The sequence below is a fragment of the candidate division KSB1 bacterium genome, from assembly GCA_022566355.1.
Lineage (GTDB): Bacteria > Zhuqueibacterota > JdFR-76 > JdFR-76 > DREG01 > JADFJB01.
In genome coordinates, this window is sequence record JADFJB010000067.1 from 1 (window position 1) to 24,486 (window position 24,486).

Consider the following 24,486-nt stretch of genomic DNA (forward strand, 5'->3'; position numbering starts at 1 on the left):
GTTGTGCCAGGAAAGAAGTGTATTTATTTCTCAATTTCGCCGGAATGTCAAACATCAGGAGTTATCCAATTTCTTAATATTACCCTTTTAAGAGTGTTATGCAGTTAGATTAAAACCTATATAGTAACTTTTTTGTTGCAAGTCAATAAAAAGATTGTAATCTTTTGGGAGATATGAAGAAACTAATGAATTACTTGTTATACCTATAAGAATAATTTTAATGTTAATCAAAAACTGGAGATAAATTGAGTATTAAAGTTATTATTGCTCCTTATAAAGATCCAGCAGAAGGTTTAGATTGGAATGAACAAACACCAATAGTAATTTATAAATTTAAAGAAAAATTGTTATCTTACCCCAATGGTGAAATAAACATAAAATTTTATGAGACAGATCATGGAATAGGAGCATCTTTTCCCACCATATTATTAGAAATCATAGGTATAGCAAGTACATTATTTTTTGGAATTCCTACCCTCCACAAAAAGATAAGAGAATCGTTAGTCGAGTGGAAAAAAATTAAAGAAGAATCGGATAAATTCGTAGAATGGTTGGGAAATATAATTCCGATTAGATCATATTCAATTGAAAAAGTATTTTTAGATGCATTATCACATTTAGAGTCAAAGGCAAATATACTAGATTTAAAATTATTAGAAGTCAAAGAATTTTTTGGTAAAACTAGTTCAATTAAGCCAAGTTTTGAAAAAAACAAATTCAAAAAAACCATTGATTTTGGACTTGCCACAAGTACAATTTTATCATCGATGTAACGGAATATATCCTAACTAAAATCAAAATCATATAACTGGAGAATGATTAAACAAGTTATTGTAATGAGTTGAAGGAGATTCATCATGAAAGGGAGTTTTTCTATTTATTCATTACTCGTCTGTATAATTATAGTTTTTCTATCCTCAGAATCTACCTATGTGTATGCACAAAATGAAGTTTGGATACATGCTGGTTTAGGTATCAGTTCTCTCGGACCATTTGGAGGGAGTCCAGGCGGAAGTGCAGGCCTGAGTATTCAATCTAAGAAACTAATATTCTCCTTCCGAATGACGGCAAATTTGGAAGACATTGTATTCTCAACCGGAAGCGAGTTCTACGATATTGGATTGTTAGTTGGGGTAGCTACCCAAAACCGAAAATCCCATACATCATTTTCAATAGGGCTTGCAAGAGTAACTGGAATCCGTGTTACGGAAAATGTTCAATGTGTGTTTTTTTGTTTTAATGAAAGAGTAGACATTGATCCTACTATTGGTGTTCCAATAGTATTTCAATATTTTATGAAAGTAAGTGGTGTTATCGGTTACGGCTTCAATATTTACTGGAACATAAATAATGTGAAATCATTTGGGGGAATAACTCTTAATTTAATGCTTGGCAAATTGCGATAGAAAAGATGATATAGGAGTAGTACACGAGCTTCATGGCGAACAGCCGCACCACTTCCCCGCGAGGATGAACGATTCCTCTTTACAAGCTGTCCATACCCTTGATTAATATATAACCCAATCAATATCAAGGGAATCGTTGTATATCTGAAGAGATGAATATTGTTGAAGCATAATTCTTATTACGAGGGGATAGAAATAAAAACTACAGATTGTTCTGGTGTATTCGTCAAGAATTAAATACAAAAAACCGAAAGAATAGCTAGAAGGTAAGTAAATTCTCAAGAATAAGATTGAAATTTATTTTTATTTTAATATATTTTCCCGTGTCCGGGGCTATAGTTCAGTTGGGAGAACGCTTGACTGGCAGTCAAGAGGTCGCCGGTTCGAGTCCGGCTAGCTCCACTAGTTGTACTTGATCTATGTGAATACCTGCCTTTTAAAATTTCGTTAGTAACGAAATGTACAGTAATCACAAAAAAGTACTTTTCAAGAGAGGTACGATATCGATCCAAAATATATATTAATAATGATCTTTGTTGTTATATTGGTAGTTTCAATCAAAACGATGCGTTCCGTAAGAGCCGGAGTTCGTCAAAAAAGAAGAAAAATATTGGATCGGTTGCAAAACAGGGACGAGAATTCAACCCCCAAATAATTCTTTATTTAGCATTGCAAAGACCTGGAAATATTCTTGCAAAAAGATGAATTATGTTTTATATTTCTGACGCAATTTTAGCACTATTGCGGGAGTAGCTCAGCGGTAGAGCTTCTCGTTGCCAACGAGAAGGTCGCGGGTTCAATTCCCGTCTCCCGCTCTACTGAATAGCAGGGCATTTATTGAGTAAGATAATGCTCTTCATTTTTTAAGATTAAATTGGCGGCGTAGCCAAGTGGTAAGGCGACGGTCTGCAAAATCGTTATTCAGCGGTTCGAATCCGCTCGCCGCCTCTAAGTTCGAATATTTTGCCGAGGTGGCGGAATAGGTAGACGCTCAGGACTTAAAATCCTGTGTCCTTTTGGACGTGCCGGTTCGATTCCGGCCCTCGGTACAGTTGCAAGGGCGATTAGCTCAGGTGGTTAGAGTGCTTGCTTGACATGCAAGAAGTCACTGGTTCAAGTCCAGTATCGCCCACTTAATAGCCATCCGAACCGGTGGCTATTTGTTTAATGAATTAGGGATGTATGAGTATATTTTTCAACAGGTTAATTACTTATTTTGCTTGAAATCTTATTTAAAATTAATTATTATTTATCTTGAATTTTTTCAGGAATAAGATAAAGAGAATTTTGTTTTTAAAGCGATGAGTCTTCGAATAACTTTACCTAATAAAAGCACTGTTGAAGTTGAAAATGGTTCAACTCCTTATGAAGTGTTAAAAAAGCATGATCCGGCTTTATTGAAAGACGCATTAGTGGCCAAATTCAATGACCGTTTGATAGATATTCACGGTCCACTCATTGTTGATGGAAAATTGGAAGTCATCAATTTCTCTCATGAACAAGGTAAAGAAGTTTATTGGCACAGCACCGCTCATTTGATGGCTCAAGCATTAAAAGAAGTATACCCGGAAATACAACTAGCCATTGGGCCTCCCATTTCCGATGGATTCTATTACGATATAGATCTGGACAAATCATTAAGCAGCGATGATCTCCCCGCATTAGAAGAAAAAATGCGTGAGTTAGGGAAACAAAAACTTGCTATTAAACGTGAAGTGATTCCAAAAGAAGAAGCGATCAAGCTTTTTTCAGACTCCCATGAAACTTATAAAATTGAGCTTTTGAATGAAATGAACTCGGATGAGATCATTTCAATATACAGGCAAGGCAGTTTTGTTGATCTTTGCCGTGGCCCTCATTTGCCGAATACGGGTTATATCAAACATTTTAAGCTCCTGAATATTGCAGGCGCTTACTGGCATGGTGATGAAAAGAATAAAATGCTTCAGCGAATTTATGGTACCTCCTATCCTAAAAAAGATCAACTTGAAGAGCACATAAAACTACTGGAAGAAGCTAAAAAGCGGGATCATCGAAAGTTGGGAAAGAAATTGGAGTTATTCTCAATTAGCGAAGAGATAGGTCCAGGACTGATTATTTGGCTACCAAAAGGGGCAAGAATCCGGAATGAAATTGAGCAATTTTGGAAGGATGAACATTTTAAATCAGGGTATGAGTTGCTGTACACACCCCATGTGGCCAAATTAGATTTATGGCGTAAAAGTGGCCACGTTGATTATTACAGCGAACACATGTTTGCTCCTATGATTATTGAGGACGTTGAATATCAAATTAAACCCATGAATTGTCCCTTTCATATCGAGGTCTATAAAACCAAAATTCGTAGTTATAGAGACTTACCGATTCGTTATGCAGAGCTTGGAACGGTTTATCGATATGAAAGGTCCGGCGTTCTGCACGGAACTTTAAGGGTACGGGGATTTACCCAAGATGATGCCCATATTTTCTGCAGACCTGACAAAATTCAAGAAGAAATACTAAACATTCTTGATTTCACCATGTTCTTTTTAAAATCATTTGGATTTGAAGAGTTCGAAGTATTTTTGAGTACAAGGCCGGAAAAATATGTTGGTTCAATAGAAAACTGGGACAACGCTACTAATGCCCTTGAAGAGGCGCTCAAAATAAGAGAAATTGATTATAAAGTTGATCCTGGTGAGGGTGTCTTCTACGGACCAAAGATTGATATCAAAATTCGCGATGTTTTAAAAAGATACTGGCAATGTACTACTATTCAAATAGATTTTAATAACCCGGAGCGTTTTGAATTAAAATTTGTCGGTGATGACGGACAATCTCATAGACCAATTATGATCCATCGGGCATTGTTGGGTTCCTTGGAAAGGTTTTTTGGAATTTTAATCGAGCAATACGGAGGAGCGTTTCCAATCTGGCTGGCTCCTGTTCAAGTTGCAATATTGCCGATTGCAGATCGTCATTTTGAATTTGCACAAGAATGCAAAAATGAAATTTCAAAAACTGCAGGTCGGATATTTTTAGATGATCGGAATGAGAAAATTGGATATAAAATAAGAGAGGCTGAAACGCAAAAAATACCGTATATGATTATCGTTGGTGATAAAGAATTAGAAGGTAAATTCCTATCGGTCAGAAGGAGACACGAAGGTGATCTTGGGAAGTTTGAAGTGGATGAATTTGTTTCTATGATTGGCAAAGAAATTGATGAAAAATCAATTATTCACTAAAAAAGGAGTGCTCATATCAAAGAAGGTGAACTAAGAATAAACGAACAAATAAAAGTTCCAAAAATCCGACTTATTGACCCATCGGGGAAACAATTAGGTGTTGTAGGAATAGAACAAGGATTACGATTAGCTGAGGATACAGGTCTTGACCTGGTAGAAGTAGCAGCTAAGGCTGATCCGCCGGTTTGCAGAGTAATGGATTTTGGTAAGTACAAATATGAGCTTACCAAGAAAGAAAAAGATCAAAGGAAAAAGCAACATGTCATTCATAAAAAGGAAATTAGACTACGACCAAAGACTGATGATCATGATTTAATGCACAAAATTAAACATGCTCGAAAATTCTTAGAAGAAGGTAACCGTCTGAAAATTACAATAATGTTTCGAGGAAGAGAGTTGGTTTACAAGGAATTTGGGTACACAATATTAAATCGAGTTCAGGAAGAGCTTGCGGATTTGGCCAAAATCGACAAAGGACCAATCGAAGAAGGCCGGAACTTGGTTCTTTTTTTAGCAAAGAAATGAGGTAAAAATATGCCAAAAATGAAATCAAACCGTGGAGCACGCAAGAGATTCCACTTAACCGGTTCAGGAAAAGTGAAGCGTTCAAAGTCGTGTAAAAGTCATATTCTAACCAAGAAAACAACTAAAAGAAAAAGAAATCTGCGCAAAGGTGGTTATATTGCCGAGCAAGATAATCCTAGAGTTAAACGAATGATAGGTGTGTAAGGAGAATGGATGTCCAGATCAACAAATAATGTAGCATCCCGTCGGAGAAGAAAAAGAATTTTAAAAAAGGCCAAGGGATATTGGGGAAGGCGAAAAAATATTTTTAGAACTGCAAAATTAGCAGTTGAAAAAGGATGGCTGTATGCATATCGTGATCGAAGAGCAAGGAAGCGGAATTTCAGAAGGCTTTGGATTACACGGATCAATGCCGCAGCGAGGCTTAACGGGCTGTCCTATTCCAGGCTAATGAATGGTTTAAAAATCAAACAAATTGAAATAGATCGAAAAATTTTGGCGGAATTAGCTGTAAATGACCCTACTACGTTTTCCGAAATTGTAGCGCTGGTTAAGTGAGTAAAGGGATGCAATGTCGGAAACTCTTATTGATGATCATGTTGATAAACTACAAGAACTGAGGAGTGAATTCTTTTCCGAGATCAAAGATTGTGATAATTCAAAGAAATTAGAACAACTCCGCATTAAATACCTTAGCAAAAAGGGATTATTGCAAAAATATTTTTTCCTCCTTGGAAGCATATCACAGGATATTCGACCTCGATTTGGTAAAGAGCTTAATCTTTTACGAAATGATCTTACTCGAATCATCCAGGAGGAAACCGATAAATTCAAAGAAGTTGTAAAGCGAAAAGAGGGCGTAGATGTTTCACTGCCAGGTTTTCGGAAGCGGTATGGTAAAAAGCACCCTTTAACACAAACTTTTGATGAAATAAAATCTATTTTTACATCAATGGGTTTTTCAATCGAAGAAGGCCCGGAAATCGAATCGGATTACTATAATTTTGAAGCATTAAACATTCCTGAAGGTCATCCGGCGAGAGATATGCAGGATACATTCTATCTTGAAAACGGATGGCTTCTTCGTACACACACTTCCCCTGTACAAATCAGGGTGATGCAATCTCAATATCCGCCAATTAGAATGATTGCTCCGGGTAGATGCTATCGCAAAGATACTCCAGATGCCAGTCATTCTCCATTCTTTCATCAATGCGAAGGATTAGTAGTCGGCACAAATATAACATTCGCCGATTTAAAAGGGGTTATCTCCGCATTTGCTAAAAAAATGTTTGGCCCGGAAATTAAGATTAGGTTTCGGCCCAGCTATTTTCCATTTACCGAACCAAGCGCCGAATATGATTTTACCTGTGTAATTTGCAAAGGACAAGGTTGCAAGACGTGCAAAGGATCGGGATGGTTGGAAATTAGTGGCTCCGGTATGGTGGATCCGGAAGTATTCAAAGCTGTTGGTTATGATCCGGAGAAATATACCGGTTTTGCCTGGGGTATGGGCGTTGAGCGGATTGCAATGTTAAAATATGGAATCAAGGATATTCGTTATTTTTATGATAATGATATCAGGTTTCTCACCCAATTTTAATTCAAATTTCAAATGAAGTGCACTTTCCACTGGCTAAAAGACTTTGTCGATTTTGATTTTACTCCTGAAGAATTGGGTGAACAGCTTACCATGCTTGGAATGGAAGTCGAAAGTATTGAATCTGTTTCCAGAAAATTAGCCGGAGTTATTGTTGGTGAAATAGTAGAAGAACTGGCTGACAATCAATGCAAAATAAAAAATGGTCAAGAGACTCATTTAATAACCTTAGGCTTATCAAGCTTACCGAAATTTAAAAAGGTAGCCCTGCAAACCAATCCATCCGGGGATTCTTACAAATTGGCCACCTATAAATCCCTGGGGATATTTGAGTCTGATTCTCCTGTTTATGTCGGTGAAGACTGTAAAGCAGGAGAAGCCATAGACAAAATGATCCCGGCAACCGATTCAATTTATGATTTGGCTATTACACCAAACCGTCCGGATTGCCTGAGTATATTTGGGATCGCTAGGGAAATTGCAACACTAACCGGAAACCCATTAAAGGTCCCCTCAATAAAGTTTCATGAAATCGAAACTCCGACAAGTGATTTTGTCAAAGTTAAAATAGAAAATCCGGAAGGATGTCCGAGATATTCAGCAAGAGTGATTCGGAATGTTTCAATGGGTGCATCTCCTCTTTGGATGTATGATCGATTGGCGAAGGTGGGTCTGCGCTCGTTAAATAATATTGTGGATATTACAAATTACGTTCTGATTGAATATGGTTTTCCTCTACATGCTTTTGATTATGATTTAATTGAAAATAGCGAAATCGTTGTTCGATCCTCAAAAGAGGGTGAAAGCTTTAGAACCTTGGATGATAAGACCCATGAATTGAAATCTGATACTGTTTTGATTTGTGATGGCAATAAACCTGTGGCACTTGGTGGGATCATGGGTGGTATTAACAGCGAAGTTAACGAAAAGACCAAAGATGTCTTGTTAGAATGTGCTTATTTCGATCCTCAATTTATTCGAAACGGATCCACAGAATTAGGAATTGTCACTGAAGCCAGCATACGTTTTAGGGGAGGGGTTGATCCGAACGGAATTTTAGTAGGTTCGGACCGAGCGACAGAGTTAATCAGTGAGATTGCACATGCAGAGGTATTAAAAGGCATCGTTGACGAATATATCGCAAAAATAGAAGAAAACAACATCGAATTGAGATTGAAAAGAATCGAACGAGTGCTTGGAGTCCATGTACAGGGTAAAGAAGTTGAGAGAATTTTAACCAGGTTGGGATGCAAGGTTATTGAGGGGAATAATGAACCTCTTAGTTTTAACGTAAAAATTCCAACCTATCGCCCTGATTTATGCCGTGAAATTGATTTGATTGAAGAAATTGCCAGGTTTGTTGGTTTTGATAAAATACCTGAAACCGATTCATCCTTTATCCCATTGACTGGAAAAACAAATAATAAAAATCATATTATTAATCAAATTAAGGAAATTATGCGTGGATATGGTTTTTATGAAACAGTGACGAATAGTATGATCCCTTCTTCAGATTTAACGCTGAAATATTATCCGGGTGAAACAGCTAATTTAATCAATCCATTAAGTGAGGATATGGCGATTCTTAGACCATCGCTTGTTCCTTGCATGATTCAGGTTGCTCAATTTAATCTATTTCGGCAACAAGAGAATATTTGTATTTATGAAATCGGCTCTGTTTTTTATCCAAATGGAACCGGTTATCATGAAAATCTTCACCTTACGGGTTTACTGATTGGCAAAGAAGAACTGGATCATTGGAAACATAGAAATCGCAAGTTTGATTTTTACGATTTAAAAGGACTTGTAGAGGATCTTTGTGATAGCTTGAAATTCAGCAATGTACAGTTTGATTCAAATGTCAAAAACTGGGCAGTTGTTGACCCTTATTTAAACCTTAATTTTGAAAACAAAAAAGTAGGATTTTTAGGGAAACTCAACCCAAAAATTTTGGATGAGCACGACATATCAGAAGAAAGTTTTATTTTTGAATTGACTTTAGATAATATAATTCCTAGTTTAAAATTGGACAAAATATTTCACGCAATACCTAAGTATCCCTGGGTAAAACGTGATTTAGCATTTATAATGGATTATGACATACCAGGAGGTAATTTAATTAAAAAAATTCGAGAGTGGGGTGGAGAATATTTGAAAAGATTAAGCATTTTTGATGTTTATGATGGTGAACAAGTACCAGTCGGTAAAAAAAGTCTCGCATTTGCTATGACGTTTCAGGCAGATGAGAAGACGTTAATCGAAGATGACATCAATCAAATTGTTGATGGGATCATCTTAAAAGTAAAAGGGGAATTTAACGCAGAGTTACGCAGCTAGAGTTCAGAGATATCGTGAATTCTAATATAGAAAATTTAGAGGCTAAAATTAGCCAATTTATTGAGAATCTAAATTCCATGAAGATTAAGACAGAAAACCTGGGAAAAGAGAAATTAGAGCTTGAATCTCTTTTGCAGGAGAAAGACCGGATTATTGGCGATCTTGAACAACGCTGCGCACAGATCGAAGAACAAGTAAGTGGGAGCGATAGTTATACTAAATATGATGAGAGGATAAAGACCAAAATAACCAACGCACTGGGTAAATTAGATCAAATAGAATCTATGCTGTAACCATAAAATTGAAATTATTATGGAACCTGAAAAGAAGACATTTAAGGTCAATATATATGGTACAGAATATCCGATTCGAGGCGTTGCTGATGAAGATTACATTTTGAAAGTCGCAAATTATGTTGACGAAAAAATGCGAGAAATCGATCAGAAGGTCGCTGTCAAATCTGCTCTTAAAGTCGCAATTCTTGCTGCGTTAAATATTACCGACGAACTTTTTAGGAAACGAATTGAATCACAAGAATTAGTTGAACGATACGAAAATAAAATAAGCGAAATTATTACACGTATAGAAGAAATACCGTTTCCTTAAAAAAACTTTAAAAGTAACATTTTTTTTCTCCGTTCTCCCCACTCTGTAGGTTAGATATTATTTTATTTATCTGAAACCGGAAGTGGGGATTTTTTTTTGGAGGACAAATGAATATGGATATGACGACTGTAGTAATAATTGTAATTTCGGTTGTTTTTTTCTTTCTCGGTAGGTTTTTAAATTTACGCATTCTTAATGCTAAAATTGTTAACGATAAGAAGAGTGCGGAAAAAACATTAAGCGATGCTAAAATTGAAGCAGAACGCTTGAAAAAAGCTAAAATCTTAGAAGGTAAAGACAGGGTATATCGACTTAAAAGGGATTTTGAAAGAGAAATTCGCCAAAAGAGAAACGAAATCAATCGCTTGTCGAAGCAAGTGGCCGAGCGGGAAGAGAATATGGATCGACGCGCTGATTTGTTAGTCAAAAGAGAAAATGAGCTAAATAAGCAAAAAAATCAATTAAGCCAAAATCAAATGGAATTAAATAAAAAGACAGAAGAGCTTGATCGTTTGGTTCGGGAAAAAATCAAGCAATTGGAGTCGATATCCAGGTTAACTCAAGATGAAGCTAAAAAACAGCTCTTTACTAATCTTGAAGAAGAAGTAAAACGAGAAGCTGCGGTAACGATGAAAAATATTCGGGAGAAAGCACGGCTTAATGCTAACAAAGAAGCAAAAGAGATGGTTATCCAGGCTATCCAAAAAATATCATGTTCACAGGCGGTTGAATCTACAACAAGCCTGGTTCGGCTGCCAAGTGATGATATGAAAGGCCGAATTATTGGCCGGGAAGGCAGAAATATTCGTTCTTTTGAAATGGCGACCGGAGTGGAAGTAATTGTAGACGATACCCCGGAAGTTGTTCTTCTTTCGTGCTTCGAACCAATTCGGAGAGAAATTGCAAAATTATCGTTGCTAAAATTAATCGGCGATGGTCGCATACACCCAGGAAGAATTGAAGATGTTGTTGAAAAGGCAAGGGAAGAGTTAGAGGAAAAAATAGCAGATGAAGGGGAACATGCCATCCTTGATGTTGGTATCCATGGCTTTAGCTTGGAAATGACAAAAGCGATTGGAAAATTAAACTATCTCACAACATTTGGACAAAATATGCTGCAACACAGCATCGAGGTCGCTCAATTAGCGGGAAACATTGCGGCTGAATTAGGTCTGGATGTAAATTTAACAAAACGGGCCGGTCTTTTACATGATATTGGCAAGGCACTAGAGCGCCGTTCAGAACAGACCTTCGCTCAAATGGGAGCAGATTTTACTAAAAAACATGGCGAAGGGCCTGTAGTACAAAATACCATTCAGTCATTTGATGGAGAAACGCAAGCGACGTCAGCCATAGCTGTTCTTGTCCATGCTGCTGATCAGATTTCATCAAATAGGCCCGGGGCACAACGTGAGAACTTAGCGCTTTACATTAAAAGATTGGAAAAGCTGGAGAATGCGGTACGCGAATTTAATGGAATTCGAGAGACATTCGTTATTCAGGCTGGAAAAGAAATAAAAGTAGTAGTAGACCCTGAACAATTGGATGATGTTCAATCAAACCAGTTGGGCATTGATATTGCAAAAAAGATAAAGAATGAATTGAAATTCCCTGGACAAATTAAGGTCAGTGTAATTCGAGAGTTTCGTGCGGTTAATATTGCCAAATAACCTAGTATAATGCTATTCATTCGAGGATAGATGTCCAAAAAAGTTAAAATTTTGTTTATCGCTGATATCGTAGGCAACCCGGGATTCCAAATATTTGAGAAGCTATTTCCATCCTTGAAAAAAAAATATTCACCTGATTTTTGTATAGCAAATGGTGAAAACTTGACGGAGGGAAGAGGTGTCACCGATCAGGATGTAGGCAAACTGTTTTTAACGGGGATAGATATAATTACAAGCGGAAATCATATTTGGGATACCTTCAAATCCGTAAAAGTTCTGAAAAACGATAGTAGGGTGTTGAGACCGGCAAATTATCCCAAAGGCAACGCGGGTAAAGGTTCATCCATTATTACCGCAAAAAATGAAATCAAACTTGGTGTATTGAATCTACAAGGCAGAACCTTTATGCAGGCTATAGACAACCCTTTTCAAGTTGCATTGGATGAAATAAGAACGCTTAAGCAATCGACACCACTAATTTTTGTAGACTTTCACGCCGAGGCGACAGCGGAAAAAATTGCTATGGGCTTGTACTTAGATGGGAAAGTAAGTGCCGTTGTTGGTACGCATACACATGTGCAAACCGCAGATGAACGAATACTTCCCAAAGGAACTGCTTGTATTACAGATGCAGGCATGACTGGCCCGTACGACTCAGTTATTGGTATGAAAAAAGATGTGGCGCTGCACAGGTTTCTCTATTCTACAAATAGAAAATACGAATTGGCTTCCGAAAATCTTCGATTATGTGGAGTATGTATAACAATCGACTTGGAAACCAATAAAGCAGAAAGTATCGAGAGAATCAATTTACCGTGAGCGCAAAAGTTATCAATGGAAAATTAATTGCCGCAAAAATAAGGAAAAACCTGGTTGAGAGAATTGAATCACTTAGAAAAAATAATGTGATCCCCGGGCTAACTGTTGTTCAGGTTGGAGACAATCTGGCATCGACTGTTTATGTTTCAAGAAAAGAAAAAACCGCAAAAGAATTAGGACTGAATTCCGAAACCATTCATTTGCCGAATTCTGTTTCGCAGCAAGAATTATTGAATATCGTAGATGGGCTCAATAATAACCCTTCCATTCATGGCATTTTGGTGCAGATGCCATTGCCAGGCCAAATCGATCCGAATCTGGTCATCCGACGTATTTCTCCGGAAAAGGATGTCGATGGATTCCATCCGGAAAATGTTGGACTTTTGGTTTTGGGCACACCAAGATTCATTCCATGTACTCCAGCAGGTATTATGGAAATGCTTTCAATGGAAAAGATCGATCCGGCCGGAAAGAATGTCGTTGTTTTAGGACGAAGTAATATTGTTGGCAAACCAATGGCTAATCTTTTATTGCAAAAAGCGGATGGTGCAAATGCAACTGTCACTATTTGCCATACCAAGACAAAAAATTTAAAGCAACACACAAAAAATGCGGATATCTTGATTGTAGCACTTGGCAGGGCACATGCCATCGATGGAGGATTTTTAAAACAAGGGGCTGTAGTAATCGATGTTGGTGTAAATCGTATTGAAGATTCATCCAGAAAATCAGGATATCGTCTAGTCGGAGATGTCGAATTCGAATCTGCTAAAGAGTTTGCTGCTGCTATATCTCCGGTTCCGGGAGGTGTTGGACCTATGACCATCATTATGTTAATGGTTAATACGGTGATGGCTGCTGAATTAATTTAGGGGATAGGACAAATAAATAGATAAATTGCTTAACCTGGATAATTCATGAACCGTAAAGACCGCCAAGAGGAAAAGCGACAATTTTTAAGTATTTATTGTTAGAATTGTAGTTGCCTAGTTTCCAAAATATTTTCAGTCTAGCTCTTTGTTTCTTTTCGTCCTAGCGCCTTCGCGGTAAAAAGTTATGAATAATTCAAAATAATCAATCAATACGTTTCAAGCCAATTACTGTCCTCCATAAGTTACCACAATTAAAACCTTACCAGTAATATTTACCAGTAATATTTTAACTTGACTCTAAAATATATGGTGGACACATTTATTTGAATTTAATTCATTCTGATCACCATGTTTCTGAATAAGTAAAGTATGAGCGAAATATTTGCAGGCTTCCAAAAGTATTGGATGGTTCATCTTCTTTTGATTCTCTACATAACAATGCTTGCCTATCATGCCTGGAAAGGAAATCGACAGACAAAAGACGTCACTGATTATTACATTGGTGGTAGATCGTTGGGTGGAACAGCCATTGGGCTCTCATTCTTCGCTACCTATTCGAGTACAAATAGCTTTGTAGGTTTTGCCGGTAAAGCTTACACCTGGGGGCTTCCCTGGCTCTAAATTATTCCCTTTGCTGTTTTTCTTTTATTTTTGGCTTGGATTGTTGTGGCTCCACGACTACGAAAATTCACTGAGATGCTTGATTCTCTCACTGTCCCAGATTTTATTGGTTTTCGCTTCGGCAGCAACCTGGCAAGAATATTTGCAGCAATCATCATTTTATTTGCAAGTTTTTTCTATATGACTGCTGTTTTTAAAGGGATTGGGAATCTCCTGGAAGCTTTTTTAGATATACCTTACAAATATGCAATTGTGATCGTATTTTTAATTGTGGTTTATTTACACGGTACTCGGCGGGTTTATCTCAGTTGTAAAAACAGATACAGTCCAGGGCGGTGTAATGATTATTGCGGCAATCCTTCTTTTCATAGGCACTGTGGATAAGGCAGGTGGAATTGGATCTTTTTTTGAAGTAAAAGACCAGAGCGGGGGAGCGGAACTCTTTACCTGGAATGGTGGTATTGCTTTCCCGGTTCTTCTTGGAGTCGTATTGGCCAGTACTATTAAATTCCTGGTAGAACCAAGACAATTATTTCGTTTTTATGCTTTAGAGGGGAAATATGCTGTAAGGAAAGGGATATGGGTATCCACGCTAAGTTTTGCTTTAGTGTATAGTTTTCTAGTGCCCATAGGTATCTATGCAAGGCGAATATTTCCGGAAGGCATCAGTGACAGTGATCGCGTTGTTCCTTTGCTCATTACCAGCGGGGAAGTTTTCTCGGATGGCGTGAGTGCTTTCCTTCTGGTTGCGATGGTTGCTGCTGTCATGTCCTCAATTGATAGCGTACTCGTTGTTATGGCTTCTACTACTGAGCGAGATATTATTGGTATGCTCAAAAAATCAACCTCGGAAAAATCAGCAATTAAATCTACACGTTCCTATGTTGCCCTTTTTGCACTGATTACGATGCTCCTCGCTTTAAATCCCCCAGGAGGCATTGTTACACTTACAGCCCTTTCGGGAACTCTCTATGCTGCATGCTTCTTTCCAACTATCATCTTGGGTTTGTACTGGCGTAAAGGAAACGGTTCTGCTGTACTTAGTTCATTTTCAGCAGGATTAGCTGTTCTTCTTATATGGAAATACACACCTTTCAATATGATCATTCATCAAATTTTTCCAGCAATGTTGTTCTCACTTTTTGTGTATGTATTGGTTTCATTGAGAACTCCGGAATACCAGAATAAAAAAGTTAATCAGTTTTTTTCTAAAGTGAAATGAATAGTTGTTAGTTTTGTATTTTAGCTTCAACTTCTATTTTTTCTTGGATTTATAAAATCAAATCCCTAAAATTAACATTATTATTAAAAAGTTGGATTTCTTGATGGAAATATCAGATCTGGGTTTTGATACTCATTTTTGGGAACAGTCTCTCGATTTTGATCCAGATATCTTTTGCCTGGCAAGGGTAACTGCAGTCAACAGGAATAATTTTCTAGTTAGAAATGAAAAGGGTGAAGTCGAGGCTGAACTTACGGGTAAATTTTTGTTTGAAGCTGATTCTACTCTTGAATTCCCAACTGTTGGTGATTGGGTGTTAACCCAGTATCATAATGAAAATACCTCTGCCATAATTCACAGCATTTTACCGAGAAAATCGATTTTGAAAAGAAAGGAATCAGGAAAAAAGATCGACTACCAATTAATTGCTGCCAATATTGATACGGCTTTTATTATGCAGGGATTTGATCAAAATTTTAACCTGAGTAGACTGGAACGCTATTTGGTAATGGTGTGTGAAAGCAACATTCGCCCGCTTATTTTGTTAAGCAAATCTGACCTCTTAACAAGGGAAGAACTGGAGCTTAGAATTACTGAGAGTAACAGACTGAAGAGGGAATATGGTTTAATCATCTTTAGCAATAAAACCGGGCACGGATTAGATGAAATTCGGAAAAAAATAAATGAGAAAAACACGTATTGCTTATTGGGATCATCGGGGGTTGGCAAGACGACGTTGTTAAACAATTTAATCGGCAAGGATCAATTTACGGTAAATACTGTTAGAGATAAAGACGGAAGAGGAAGGCATACAACTTCAAAGCGTCAATTAATCAAACTGGAAGATGGTGGGCTCATTATCGATACGCCGGGGATGAGAGAACTGGGTGTTTTTGGTGTTGAAACCGGGATTTCCGAAACATTCGATGATATAGCTGAACTTGAAAGCCAATGTCGCTTCTCTGACTGCACGCATACTCACGAAATAGATTGTGCGGTTCTTAAAGCTGTCAACGACGGCATCATCGATAAAAATAGGTTTCAAAATTTTCTAAAAATCCAGAAAGAATCCGATTTATATGAAAGGTCTTATGTCGCAAACCGACAGAGGAATAAGAAGTTCGGTAAATATTATAAACAAGTTATTAAAGATAAAAAAAGTAGTCGCAGATAAAAAAACTCTTAATTAACTTTGAAGATTGAATAACACTACCCCATTGGAAAATATCTCATGAAACTTTTACGCATATTATTCATTATTGTCCTCTTTTTTACACTTTATTTTTGTTGCTCAAGTCCGAATATCGAACTTCAGGTGTACGATGCAGATAAAAGAAGACCGATAGAAGGAGCCCTGGTTTATTTAAAAGAGCAACATATTACTTTTCGCACAAATGTTAGAGGTGCTGTTTCAATTCCTGCCAAATATCGGAATGAGATAATCAGCATTCACGCGAAGGATTACCAATCACTGGACATAAATTTATCAAATAACATAGAAAACAAAATATCCCTTAAGTTTGATGAAACTCTGGTAAACCCGCTTGAACAGAAGCTGGTTTTTAACAAAGCGGATACGCTCAGGGGAGCTTATGGCAAGTATCGTGAAAACAATGATTTATTGTTTTACGATCTGAACATCAAATTGAATATTGAAGAAAAGTTTATTTCGGGGAGGAATAGCATCAAATTCAAAATGTTAAGGGATGACAATAGAATTCAGATCGATCTTTTTGAAAACATGAATGTTGACAGCATCCTGTTTAAGGGGCAGAAATTGTCTTATACTCGGGATTTCAACGCTGTATTTATCGATTTTCCAGCGAAATTAAAAGAATATTCAATTCATAATATTGATTTTTATTACTCCGGTTATCCAAAAGAGACCGGTCGGTTTGGCGGTATTGCTTTCAAAGTAGACTCATTAGGCAATCCGTGGATTTATACTGCTTGTCAGGGTATTGGCGCCAGTCTTTGGTGGCCCAATAAAGACCAGCAGCCGGATGAAGTAGACAGTATGAAAATCAGCGTTGCCGTCCCATCCGAGCTAATGGATATTTCCAATGGTCGATTTATGGGAAAAGAAGATATCGGCGATGGTTATACTCGATATGATTGGAAGGTACATTATCCTATCAATAATTATTCCGTTGCTTTGAATATAGGACAATACAGCCATTTTTCAGATAAACTAGGTGAATTAACACTGGATTATTATGCCATGCCGTATCATTTAACCCAGGCAAAGAGGCAATTTCAACAAGCCAAACCCATGCTTGAGTGTTTCCAAAAATTCTTTGGTGAATATCCTTTCATGAAGGATGGCTTCAAGTTAATTGAGGTACCCTATTCGGGGATGGAGCATCAGAGTGCAGTCAGTTATGGCAATTTATTCAAGAATGGTTACTTGGGACGGGATTGGACTGGCGTTGGTGTGAGCATGAAATTTGATTTTATCATCATTCATGAAAGCGGGCATGAATGGTTTGGCAACAGTGTTACTGCCAACGACGTTTCCGATGCATGGATTCAAGAAGGGTGGTGTACTTATGCGGAGGGTATTTATGTAGAATGTATGTTTGGTTATGAAGATGCGATTAAATACTTAAATGGCTATAAGAGTAAAGTCAAGAATAAAGCTCCGATTATAGGGCCAACATCAGTGAATCATTGGCCAACACAGGATATGTATTTTAAAGGAGCATTGTTCTTAAATACCTTGCGGCATGTGGTGGATGATGATGAAAAATGGTGGTCATTATTAAAGGCATATGCTGAAAATTTTAAATATAAAAATATTTATACGGTAGATGTTATTAATTTTTTTAACCAATATTTTAATCGTGATTTTAAATCCATCTTCGAACAATATCTTTACCATGCTAATCTACCTGTGCTTCAATTGAAATATAATGAAGAAGAGGTTGAATACAGATGGAAGGTTGATGTGCCAGATTTCGATATGCCTGTAAAAGTGCGATCTAAAGGTGAAATATTTTTTATCTATCCGACATCAAAATGGCAATCTGAGAATTTAACGGAAATAGAAAAAGAAGATTGGAATATTGCTACGGATTATTTTTATATTGAGGTTGAGGAGGTTAGCGGAAATCTCTAAAAAATTAGAAAATTCATATTCAATTTCATGATGCCTAAATCATCTCCACACATTACTCATTTTTCCTGGGGACAAATTGAAATTGAAGGCCTTGATAAGGCTTTCAAAGACGCAAAAATCTACCCTGGTGGTGCCAGAGAATGGGATTGGAACGAAACTGGCACTCACCATGAACCGGGGATTCAACCAACAGATGTACAGGAGTTGTTAGAAAAAGGAGCAAACGTCGTTGTGCTTTCAAAAGGCGTGTATGAGCGTTTACAGGTTTGCCCCGAAACGTTGCAATTATTAAATAACAACAAAGTAATTTTTCATGTTTTACAGACCGAAAAAGCGGTCACACTTTATAATCAATTATGTGGAAATAAATCTGTGGGTGGATTATTTCATTCAACTTGCTAAACCAGGTGAATGTCCATGTCTGGTCGTCAATTCAATAAACACATTTCTAAATTGGATTTTTTTCCATTGACTTCTGATCGCTGGGATGATTTTACCCAATTGTTTGGCGAACGCGGTGCTTGCGGTGGCTGTTGGTGCATGTGGATGCGTTTAACGCGTTCTGTTTTTGAACAACAAAAAGGTGAATTGAATAAAAATGCGATCAAAGAGTTTGTCGATTCAGGCAACATTCCAGGCTTATTGGCTTATCAAAATGATGAACCAATCGGCTGGATATCAGTCGCTCCCCGGGAAGAATTTTCGGTTTTACAACGGTCGAGAATTCTAAAGCCACTTGATGATAAGCCGGTTTGGTCAGTGGCTTGTTTTTTTATTGATAAGAAGTATCGTAATCAAGGATTGAGTGTTCGACTTCTTCATGCAGCAATTGAATATGTAAAACAGAAGGGAGGTGAAATTGTTGAAGGCTATCCCGTGGAGCCCAAAAAAGATCGTATGCCGGCGGCTTTTGCCTGGACTGGATTGGCATCAGCTTTTCTGGCAGCCGGTTTTTCAGAAAAAGTGCGGCGATCTGAAACCAGACCTATAATGAGATATTTGATAAATTAATTTTCCAACCTATTGTTAATAAATTCCAATTTCCAAATCCGAAATTCCAAATAAATCAAAATGCTCAATTTCAAATAACCAACACGTACGACTCAAATTTGAGATTTGGATCTTAGATATTAGAATTTATTTGTTATTTGTTGCTTGCTAATTGAGATTGTGAATGGCAATAACATTCCCCTCTTGAGATTCTTGAGAGGGGAAGAAAATCCCGTCCGGACGAGATGACATAGTTGGAAGTTTTAAGCATGAAAGCATGATTCATGAATTATTCAAGTTAATTAAGAATTTAAACAAGAACCAGAAGATCTATTCTGTTATTTCCCGGAACCCGGGGCTTTTCCTTAAATTAGCTCGAATTAAAAAGAAACTCGAAATTCCAATATTTTATCAACCTTACAATTTTACCACAGACTTGGCAGTGCGGCCGGATGTTAATCCCAAAAATGCTAAGAAATATTTTTGATTGGAATCAAAATATATCTGGAATATGACCGGTTTCACTTTGTCTTCAGGATTCGCAAGCCGCGTGGTATAAAAGATACTTTTTGGATCAGAATATTTTTGTAACAAAACGGGCTATTAATTAACGGTGCCCAATAAACTTTTCGATTATTTATCCAGGGGAATTCCAATTGTTGCTTCGGATTTGCCTTCGATTGGAGATTTCTTAAAAGATGAATGTGAAGGGGTTTTATTCGAACCAGAGAAGGAAGCAGACTATATTGCAGCTATTCGAAAATTGTTTTCATCTTCAATTTATTATGAAAAGCTTCAACAGAATTCTTATGTTGCTGCTGAAAAATACCTTTGGTCGACATGTGCTGAGAGTATGTTAAAACAAATAGAATCCGTTGCTAACCTTAGAGAAACTGCCTTTTCTTTGAAGTCAATCAAATTAAACAATAATTTAAATTTCAAATTTAAATTTAATTTAGAATTTCTAATAAGAATTCAGATATGAAACTGTATTTAAAATTACTGCGCTACTTAAAACCATTCTGGAAATTGATTATTCTATCAATTGTTCTAACCTTATTTTTCATATTTTTTAATAACCTTTCTCTTTGGATTTCGGTCGATTTTATACGTGAGTTATTTGAACCGCAAAATTTACAAGAACTCTCGCAAATAAATCAGCAAAATCCGGCAAACAATCAGCCAGGCATTGAAAGCATTTCAAATCCTGAGAGTACTTACGAAAAAATAAACCAGGTCATCAAGAGTTATATTATTCAGGAAAATCGTTTTGCTACCTTAAAAATGGTTTGTTTTATGATCTTTTTCTCGTACCTGCTCAAAAATATTATTCATTATATCCGGCGGGTTCTAAATAACTTTATAGAGTTGCGGATCCTTTTGAATATCAGAAATGATTTGTTTAGTACAATTATTCGACTTCCGCTCACCTATTTTGAACGTAACCATACAGGTCGATTAACATCAATCGTATTTAATGACGTCAATGCAGTAAATATTGTGTTAGCGAATAGCTTTGGGAAATTAATTTTAATTCCACTGCAATTAATTGCAAACCTGGTGATTTTGCTTCTTATCAGTTGGAAACTATCTATAATTACTTTTACTATTGTCCCATTGACGGGGTTTGTAATTGTCAAGATCGGGAAAAGTATTCGCCGAAAAAGTCGCAGAGTTTTTCGCCAGATTGCCAACGTCGTATCAGTATTTCAAGAATCGGTTTCATCCATACGAATTGTAAAAGCGTTTACAAACGAAGACCGGCAAGAAACAAGTTTTAGAAATGAAAGTTATTGCCATTACAAATTGAATTTTCGTGCAAATAAGCTCAGTTTTTTTACCTCTCCGTTGAATGAGACCCTGGGTGTTTTTATACTTGTCGCTTTGCTTTGGTATGGCGGCAACATGGTTTACTCTGGTGAAGGTTTGACGGCTGAAGATTTTATGCGATACCTGGTATTTTTATTTACGGTTTTCCAGCCATTAAAAGAACTTGGCGGATTGAATAACAGAATTCAAACCGGCCTTGCTGCTGCTGAGCGAATTTTTGATACCATAGACGAACATCGTGAAGTATATGAAAAACCGGATTCAAAAAAGTTAGATCAATTTCAGCATTCTATCAAATTCGAAGGAGTTAATTTCCGATATCATGAAGATGAACAAATTGTCTTGGAAAATATCAACCTTGACATAAAACGAGGAGATATGGTGGCTTTTGTTGGCCCGAGCGGAGCAGGTAAATCTACATTGGTCGATTTAATCCCCCGTTTTTATGATATTCAAGAGGGAAGTATTAGAATTGATGGAACAGATGTTCGTGAGTACACCCTGCAGTCTTTGCGATCAAAAATTGGTGTTGTTACTCAAGACTCAATTTTGTTTAATGATACTGTTAAACTCAATATTGCTTATGGATTGAATGGGGTGTCTGAAGAGAAAATTATCGATGCTGCCAAGGCAGCGAATGCCTGGGAATTTATCTGCAAAATGGAAGACGGATTGAATACCATTATTGGGGAGAAGGGGATAAAATTGTCGGGCGGTCAAAAGCAGCGCTTATCAATCGCCAGGGCAATTCTCAAAAATTCACCCATTTTAATTCTGGACGAAGCCACTTCAGCTCTTGATTCTATATCTGAAAAACTAGTCCAGGAAGCAATAGATCAATTAATGGAAAACAGAACGGTTCTTGTGATTGCACACCGGCTTTCGACGATTATCCATGCTGATAAAATTGTAGTTTTAGATCAAGGAAAAATAGTAGGTCATGCCTCTCATTTGGAATTGTTGGAAGATTGCCAGGCCTATCGTAGTTTGTACAAGATACAGTTCAGGCATCAATTGGAACAAGTTCAACGGAAAGTGGTAAACTCAGATTAAAATGGAAATGGTTTCAAAAGAAAAATTCTGTGTGTTGTTTGTTTGTACCGGGAACATGTGCCGAAGCCCTATGGCGGAGGGGGTGTTAAAAAATCGAATTCCTATTCACTTGAAGGATGACATGGTTGTTCAATCTGCAGGGGTTGGGACCTGGAACGGAGCGCCCGCTACGGAATTGGCAATTCAGGTTTGTAAAGAAGCACAAATAGATATTGCTGACCATCAGTCACAAATCATCGAACCCGAAATAATTGAGGAAGCCAATCTTATTTTTGCTCTTGACCAAGGCCATTTTTCTACTTTGAGGCGTTATTTTCCTGATTCCATGGATCATATTTATTTGCTCAAAGAATATAAAAACCGTGATATTTCCAAACCTGACATATCAGATCCAATTGGTGAAAGTTATGATTTTTACAAAATAATATTTGAAGAAATTGATCAGGAAATTAACAGGATAGTACCAATTATTATTGAACATGCGGAAGCTTTTTTAAAACCATCACTGGATAAATCCTAGTGAATTACAAAAATATAACATCAATTATTGTATTATTGAACTTGTTTTTACTTGTTGAAGGTGATGCTCAAACTACTTCAAACAATGAAGCGAATTTGTCAAATGATTCGTTATCTGTTTTTAATATAAATCGCCAAGTAAATAATGAGGCATTTAAAGTCGGCGAATCTCTAAAATTTGTGATCCGGTATGGCCCTATTCAGGCTGGATATGCTTATTTAGAGATTTTACAAGTGAGGGATGTAAATGGCCGTCGATGTTTTGAGGTCACTTCCCGAGCTGAATCAAATAATTTTTTTTCGACTTTTTATAAAGTTCGTGACAAGACGGTTTCATTAATGGATTCCGTAGGATTGTATTCGTGGCATTTCTCTAAAAAAATACGTGAGGGCAAATATCGGGCAGATATCGAGGTTATTTTTGATCAACCGAATTATCGTGTGATTACTAAAAAAGATACCATTAAAACGCCGGCTTATGTGCAAGATCCGTTGTCTTCTCTTTATTTCCTTCGAACTCAAAATATTGAAGTAGGGAAATCCTACTTCATCGATCATTTTTCCGGGAAGAAATTATATCCTTTAACAGTTCGCGTGTTGCGTAAGGAAACCATTCGGGTGCGGGCTGGGAAATTCACTTGTTTGGTTGTTGAGCCGGTTCTAAAAGACGCCGGGGTTTTTAACAGCAAGGGAGATGTTACAGTATGGTTGACAGATGACCGGTATAGAATCCCGGTATTAATGAAAAGCAAAATTTTAGTTGGTTCGATTATTGCCGAATTGATTGAATATAAGGGCGTACTTCCGAGCGGTTAAGGTGCAATTTTTAAATTGATTTTACAAACAGAAATAGCTCTATATTTTTTGTTTTTCTATTCATTCTACTCTTTTAATAAAATATTTTCTAAACAAAAAAGTAGAAACAAATGCTTAATATTGTGAGATTGATCCATCTAATAAATAATGCTGCTAACCTGTGAAAGAAATTCAGTTTATGCTGATTTAAGAACACCATGAATTGATTGAAAAAACTATGTTCAAATCGAATAAAGCAAAATTTGCTATTGGAATCCTGATAAGTATTGTTTTTCTCTACCTGGTTTTCGATCAGATTGATCTAAGACAAGCCGGTGAAGCTTTACAAAAAGCTAACTATTATTACTTACTTCCCGCTACAATATTTTTATTTTTGAGTCTTTGGTTCCGTGCTTATCGATGGGGAATATTTTTTAGGCCACTTAAAGTAATGAAACTAAGTAATCTTTTTTCAGCTTTAATGGTGGGTTATATGGGAAATACAATATTCCCATTTAAGCTGGGTGAGATTTTGCGGGCTCATTCAATCGGGAAAGTGGAAAATTTCTCTAAAGTCGCTTCTTTTGCCACGATTGTTGTGGAAAGGATGCTTGACTTAATTTTCCTTTTGTTGTTATTAGGTATCGCACTTTTCTTTCAATCGTTTGACGGGTATGGAATTGTGAAAAGCGGCGGGTTTATTTTGTTTGCTGTTGTGGTCGCAGGGATCATTTTCCTGGTATTTTTAATCGTAAAAACAGATAAAACACTCCTGTTTTATCGGAGAATTACAAGCGTTTTTCCCGCTAAACTGCGTGATAAAGGGGAAAAAATCTTAATTTCGTTGCTTAGTGGATTACTGGTTATAAAAAAACCGGAGTATTATTTAGCAATAGCCATCTCATCCATAGCAATTTGGCTCTGTTATATTGCAACCATGATCATATTTATTTATGCATTTGATTTGGATGAAAAATATTTTAATGGGGATTTTGCCCAGATAACACTCGCAAGTATAACAATTCTGATCATGTCAGGGCTATCGGTTTCCATTCCGGCATCTCCAGGGTATGTTGGGACTTTTCATCTTTTTGTCATGCAGGCACTAATCATTTATAATGTACCTAACAGCCAGGCGTTCAGCTTTGCGGTTATACTGCATTTGTTTAGTATGGCGCCACCGGCAATTATGGGAATGTATTATTTTTTTAAGCAACATATTTCATTAAAAGAAGCGTTAGAAAATAAAGGTGTATTAGAATAGCGTGGGAGCAAT

General features: G+C 37.0%; 25 protein-coding genes and 5 tRNA genes. All 30 read left to right on the plus strand.

The window, feature by feature from the left end:
* Positions 1-245: 245 nt before the first annotated feature.
* The 30 genes from IIC38_12320 to IIC38_12465 all read left to right on the plus strand — a co-directional run bounded on the left by IIC38_12320 (position 246) and on the right by IIC38_12465 (position 24,474).
* Positions 246-773, plus strand: coding sequence for a hypothetical protein (locus IIC38_12320; protein ID MCH8126733.1), 528 nt, complete (start codon positions 246-248; stop codon positions 771-773).
* A gap of 84 nt (positions 774-857) precedes the next feature.
* Positions 858-1,406 (plus strand): hypothetical protein, encoded by a 549-nt coding sequence (locus IIC38_12325; GenBank protein ID MCH8126734.1) that lies wholly within the window; start codon positions 858-860, stop codon positions 1,404-1,406.
* A gap of 329 nt (positions 1,407-1,735) precedes the next feature.
* Positions 1,736-1,808 (plus strand) — tRNA-Ala (locus IIC38_12330).
* Between the two features lie 341 nt (positions 1,809-2,149).
* Positions 2,150-2,221: transfer RNA gene (locus IIC38_12335), tRNA-Gly, on the plus strand.
* A 61-nt stretch (positions 2,222-2,282) separates the two neighbouring features.
* Positions 2,283-2,354 (plus strand) — tRNA-Cys (locus IIC38_12340).
* 17 nt (positions 2,355-2,371) lie between these two features.
* Positions 2,372-2,455 (plus strand) — tRNA-Leu (locus IIC38_12345).
* A 9-nt stretch (positions 2,456-2,464) separates the two neighbouring features.
* Positions 2,465-2,538, plus strand: a tRNA-Val gene (locus tag IIC38_12350).
* Between the two features lie 169 nt (positions 2,539-2,707).
* A complete protein-coding gene (thrS, locus tag IIC38_12355) occupies positions 2,708-4,633 on the plus strand; it encodes a threonine--tRNA ligase (GenBank protein MCH8126735.1) in 1,926 nt (641 codons plus the stop codon).
* 15 nt (positions 4,634-4,648) lie between these two features.
* On the plus strand, positions 4,649-5,158 hold the full coding sequence (locus tag IIC38_12360; GenBank protein ID MCH8126736.1) for a translation initiation factor IF-3: 510 nt from the start codon (positions 4,649-4,651) through the stop codon (positions 5,156-5,158).
* A gap of 9 nt (positions 5,159-5,167) precedes the next feature.
* Positions 5,168-5,362 carry a 50S ribosomal protein L35 gene (gene rpmI / locus IIC38_12365; GenBank protein MCH8126737.1) on the plus strand — a complete coding sequence of 65 codons (195 nt, stop codon included), beginning with the start codon at positions 5,168-5,170 and terminating at the stop codon, positions 5,360-5,362.
* Positions 5,363-5,371: 9 nt separating this feature from the next.
* Entirely contained in the window at positions 5,372-5,716 is a 345-nt protein-coding gene (gene rplT / locus IIC38_12370; protein MCH8126738.1) for a 50S ribosomal protein L20, read from the plus strand.
* A 13-nt stretch (positions 5,717-5,729) separates the two neighbouring features.
* A complete protein-coding gene (gene pheS, locus IIC38_12375; GenBank protein ID MCH8126739.1) occupies positions 5,730-6,761 on the plus strand; it encodes a phenylalanine--tRNA ligase subunit alpha in 1,032 nt (343 codons plus the stop codon).
* Between the two features lie 12 nt (positions 6,762-6,773).
* On the plus strand, positions 6,774-9,095 hold the full coding sequence (locus IIC38_12380) for a phenylalanine--tRNA ligase subunit beta (GenBank protein MCH8126740.1): 2,322 nt from the start codon (positions 6,774-6,776) through the stop codon (positions 9,093-9,095).
* A 14-nt stretch (positions 9,096-9,109) separates the two neighbouring features.
* Positions 9,110-9,388 (plus strand): hypothetical protein, encoded by a 279-nt coding sequence (locus IIC38_12385; GenBank protein ID MCH8126741.1) that lies wholly within the window; start codon positions 9,110-9,112, stop codon positions 9,386-9,388.
* A 19-nt stretch (positions 9,389-9,407) separates the two neighbouring features.
* Positions 9,408-9,701 (plus strand): cell division protein ZapA, encoded by a 294-nt coding sequence (locus tag IIC38_12390; GenBank protein ID MCH8126742.1) that lies wholly within the window; start codon positions 9,408-9,410, stop codon positions 9,699-9,701.
* Positions 9,702-9,808: 107 nt separating this feature from the next.
* Positions 9,809-11,371: a ribonuclease Y gene (rny, locus tag IIC38_12395; protein MCH8126743.1), complete on the plus strand. Its 1,563-nt coding sequence runs from the start codon at positions 9,809-9,811 to the stop codon at positions 11,369-11,371.
* A gap of 30 nt (positions 11,372-11,401) precedes the next feature.
* Complete coding sequence (locus IIC38_12400) at positions 11,402-12,190, plus strand: TIGR00282 family metallophosphoesterase (protein ID MCH8126744.1); 789 nt, start codon at positions 11,402-11,404, stop codon at positions 12,188-12,190.
* Positions 12,187-13,062 (plus strand): bifunctional 5,10-methylene-tetrahydrofolate dehydrogenase/5,10-methylene-tetrahydrofolate cyclohydrolase, encoded by an 876-nt coding sequence (locus IIC38_12405; protein ID MCH8126745.1) that lies wholly within the window; start codon positions 12,187-12,189, stop codon positions 13,060-13,062. Before IIC38_12400 ends, IIC38_12405 begins: the two co-directional genes overlap by 4 nt.
* A gap of 369 nt (positions 13,063-13,431) precedes the next feature.
* A complete protein-coding gene (locus IIC38_12410; protein ID MCH8126746.1) occupies positions 13,432-13,683 on the plus strand; it encodes a hypothetical protein in 252 nt (83 codons plus the stop codon).
* Positions 13,684-13,728: 45 nt separating this feature from the next.
* Complete coding sequence (locus tag IIC38_12415) at positions 13,729-14,067, plus strand: hypothetical protein (protein MCH8126747.1); 339 nt, start codon at positions 13,729-13,731, stop codon at positions 14,065-14,067.
* Positions 13,952-14,905 carry a hypothetical protein gene (locus IIC38_12420; GenBank protein ID MCH8126748.1) on the plus strand — a complete coding sequence of 318 codons (954 nt, stop codon included), beginning with the start codon at positions 13,952-13,954 and terminating at the stop codon, positions 14,903-14,905. The genes IIC38_12415 and IIC38_12420 overlap by 116 nt, the downstream gene beginning before the upstream one ends.
* 103 nt (positions 14,906-15,008) lie before the next feature.
* Positions 15,009-16,079, plus strand: coding sequence for a ribosome small subunit-dependent GTPase A (gene rsgA, locus IIC38_12425; protein ID MCH8126749.1), 1,071 nt, complete (start codon positions 15,009-15,011; stop codon positions 16,077-16,079).
* Between the two features lie 57 nt (positions 16,080-16,136).
* Complete coding sequence (locus IIC38_12430) at positions 16,137-18,023, plus strand: M1 family metallopeptidase (protein MCH8126750.1); 1,887 nt, start codon at positions 16,137-16,139, stop codon at positions 18,021-18,023.
* A 30-nt stretch (positions 18,024-18,053) separates the two neighbouring features.
* Entirely contained in the window at positions 18,054-18,425 is a 372-nt protein-coding gene (locus IIC38_12435) for an Mth938-like domain-containing protein (protein MCH8126751.1), read from the plus strand.
* A 15-nt stretch (positions 18,426-18,440) separates the two neighbouring features.
* Positions 18,441-19,034: a GNAT family N-acetyltransferase gene (locus IIC38_12440; protein MCH8126752.1), complete on the plus strand. Its 594-nt coding sequence runs from the start codon at positions 18,441-18,443 to the stop codon at positions 19,032-19,034.
* Between the two features lie 592 nt (positions 19,035-19,626).
* Positions 19,627-19,998 (plus strand): glycosyltransferase, encoded by a 372-nt coding sequence (locus IIC38_12445; protein ID MCH8126753.1) that lies wholly within the window; start codon positions 19,627-19,629, stop codon positions 19,996-19,998.
* Complete coding sequence (locus IIC38_12450) at positions 19,995-21,896, plus strand: ABC transporter ATP-binding protein (GenBank protein MCH8126754.1); 1,902 nt, start codon at positions 19,995-19,997, stop codon at positions 21,894-21,896. The genes IIC38_12445 and IIC38_12450 overlap by 4 nt, the downstream gene beginning before the upstream one ends.
* 70 nt (positions 21,897-21,966) lie before the next feature.
* A complete protein-coding gene (locus IIC38_12455; GenBank protein MCH8126755.1) occupies positions 21,967-22,416 on the plus strand; it encodes a low molecular weight protein arginine phosphatase in 450 nt (149 codons plus the stop codon).
* Positions 22,416-23,231 (plus strand): DUF3108 domain-containing protein, encoded by an 816-nt coding sequence (locus IIC38_12460; GenBank protein ID MCH8126756.1) that lies wholly within the window; start codon positions 22,416-22,418, stop codon positions 23,229-23,231. The genes IIC38_12455 and IIC38_12460 overlap by 1 nt, the downstream gene beginning before the upstream one ends.
* Positions 23,232-23,448: 217 nt before the next feature.
* Positions 23,449-24,474, plus strand: coding sequence for a flippase-like domain-containing protein (locus IIC38_12465; GenBank protein ID MCH8126757.1), 1,026 nt, complete (start codon positions 23,449-23,451; stop codon positions 24,472-24,474).
* The last annotated feature ends 12 nt before the right edge of the window (positions 24,475-24,486 follow it).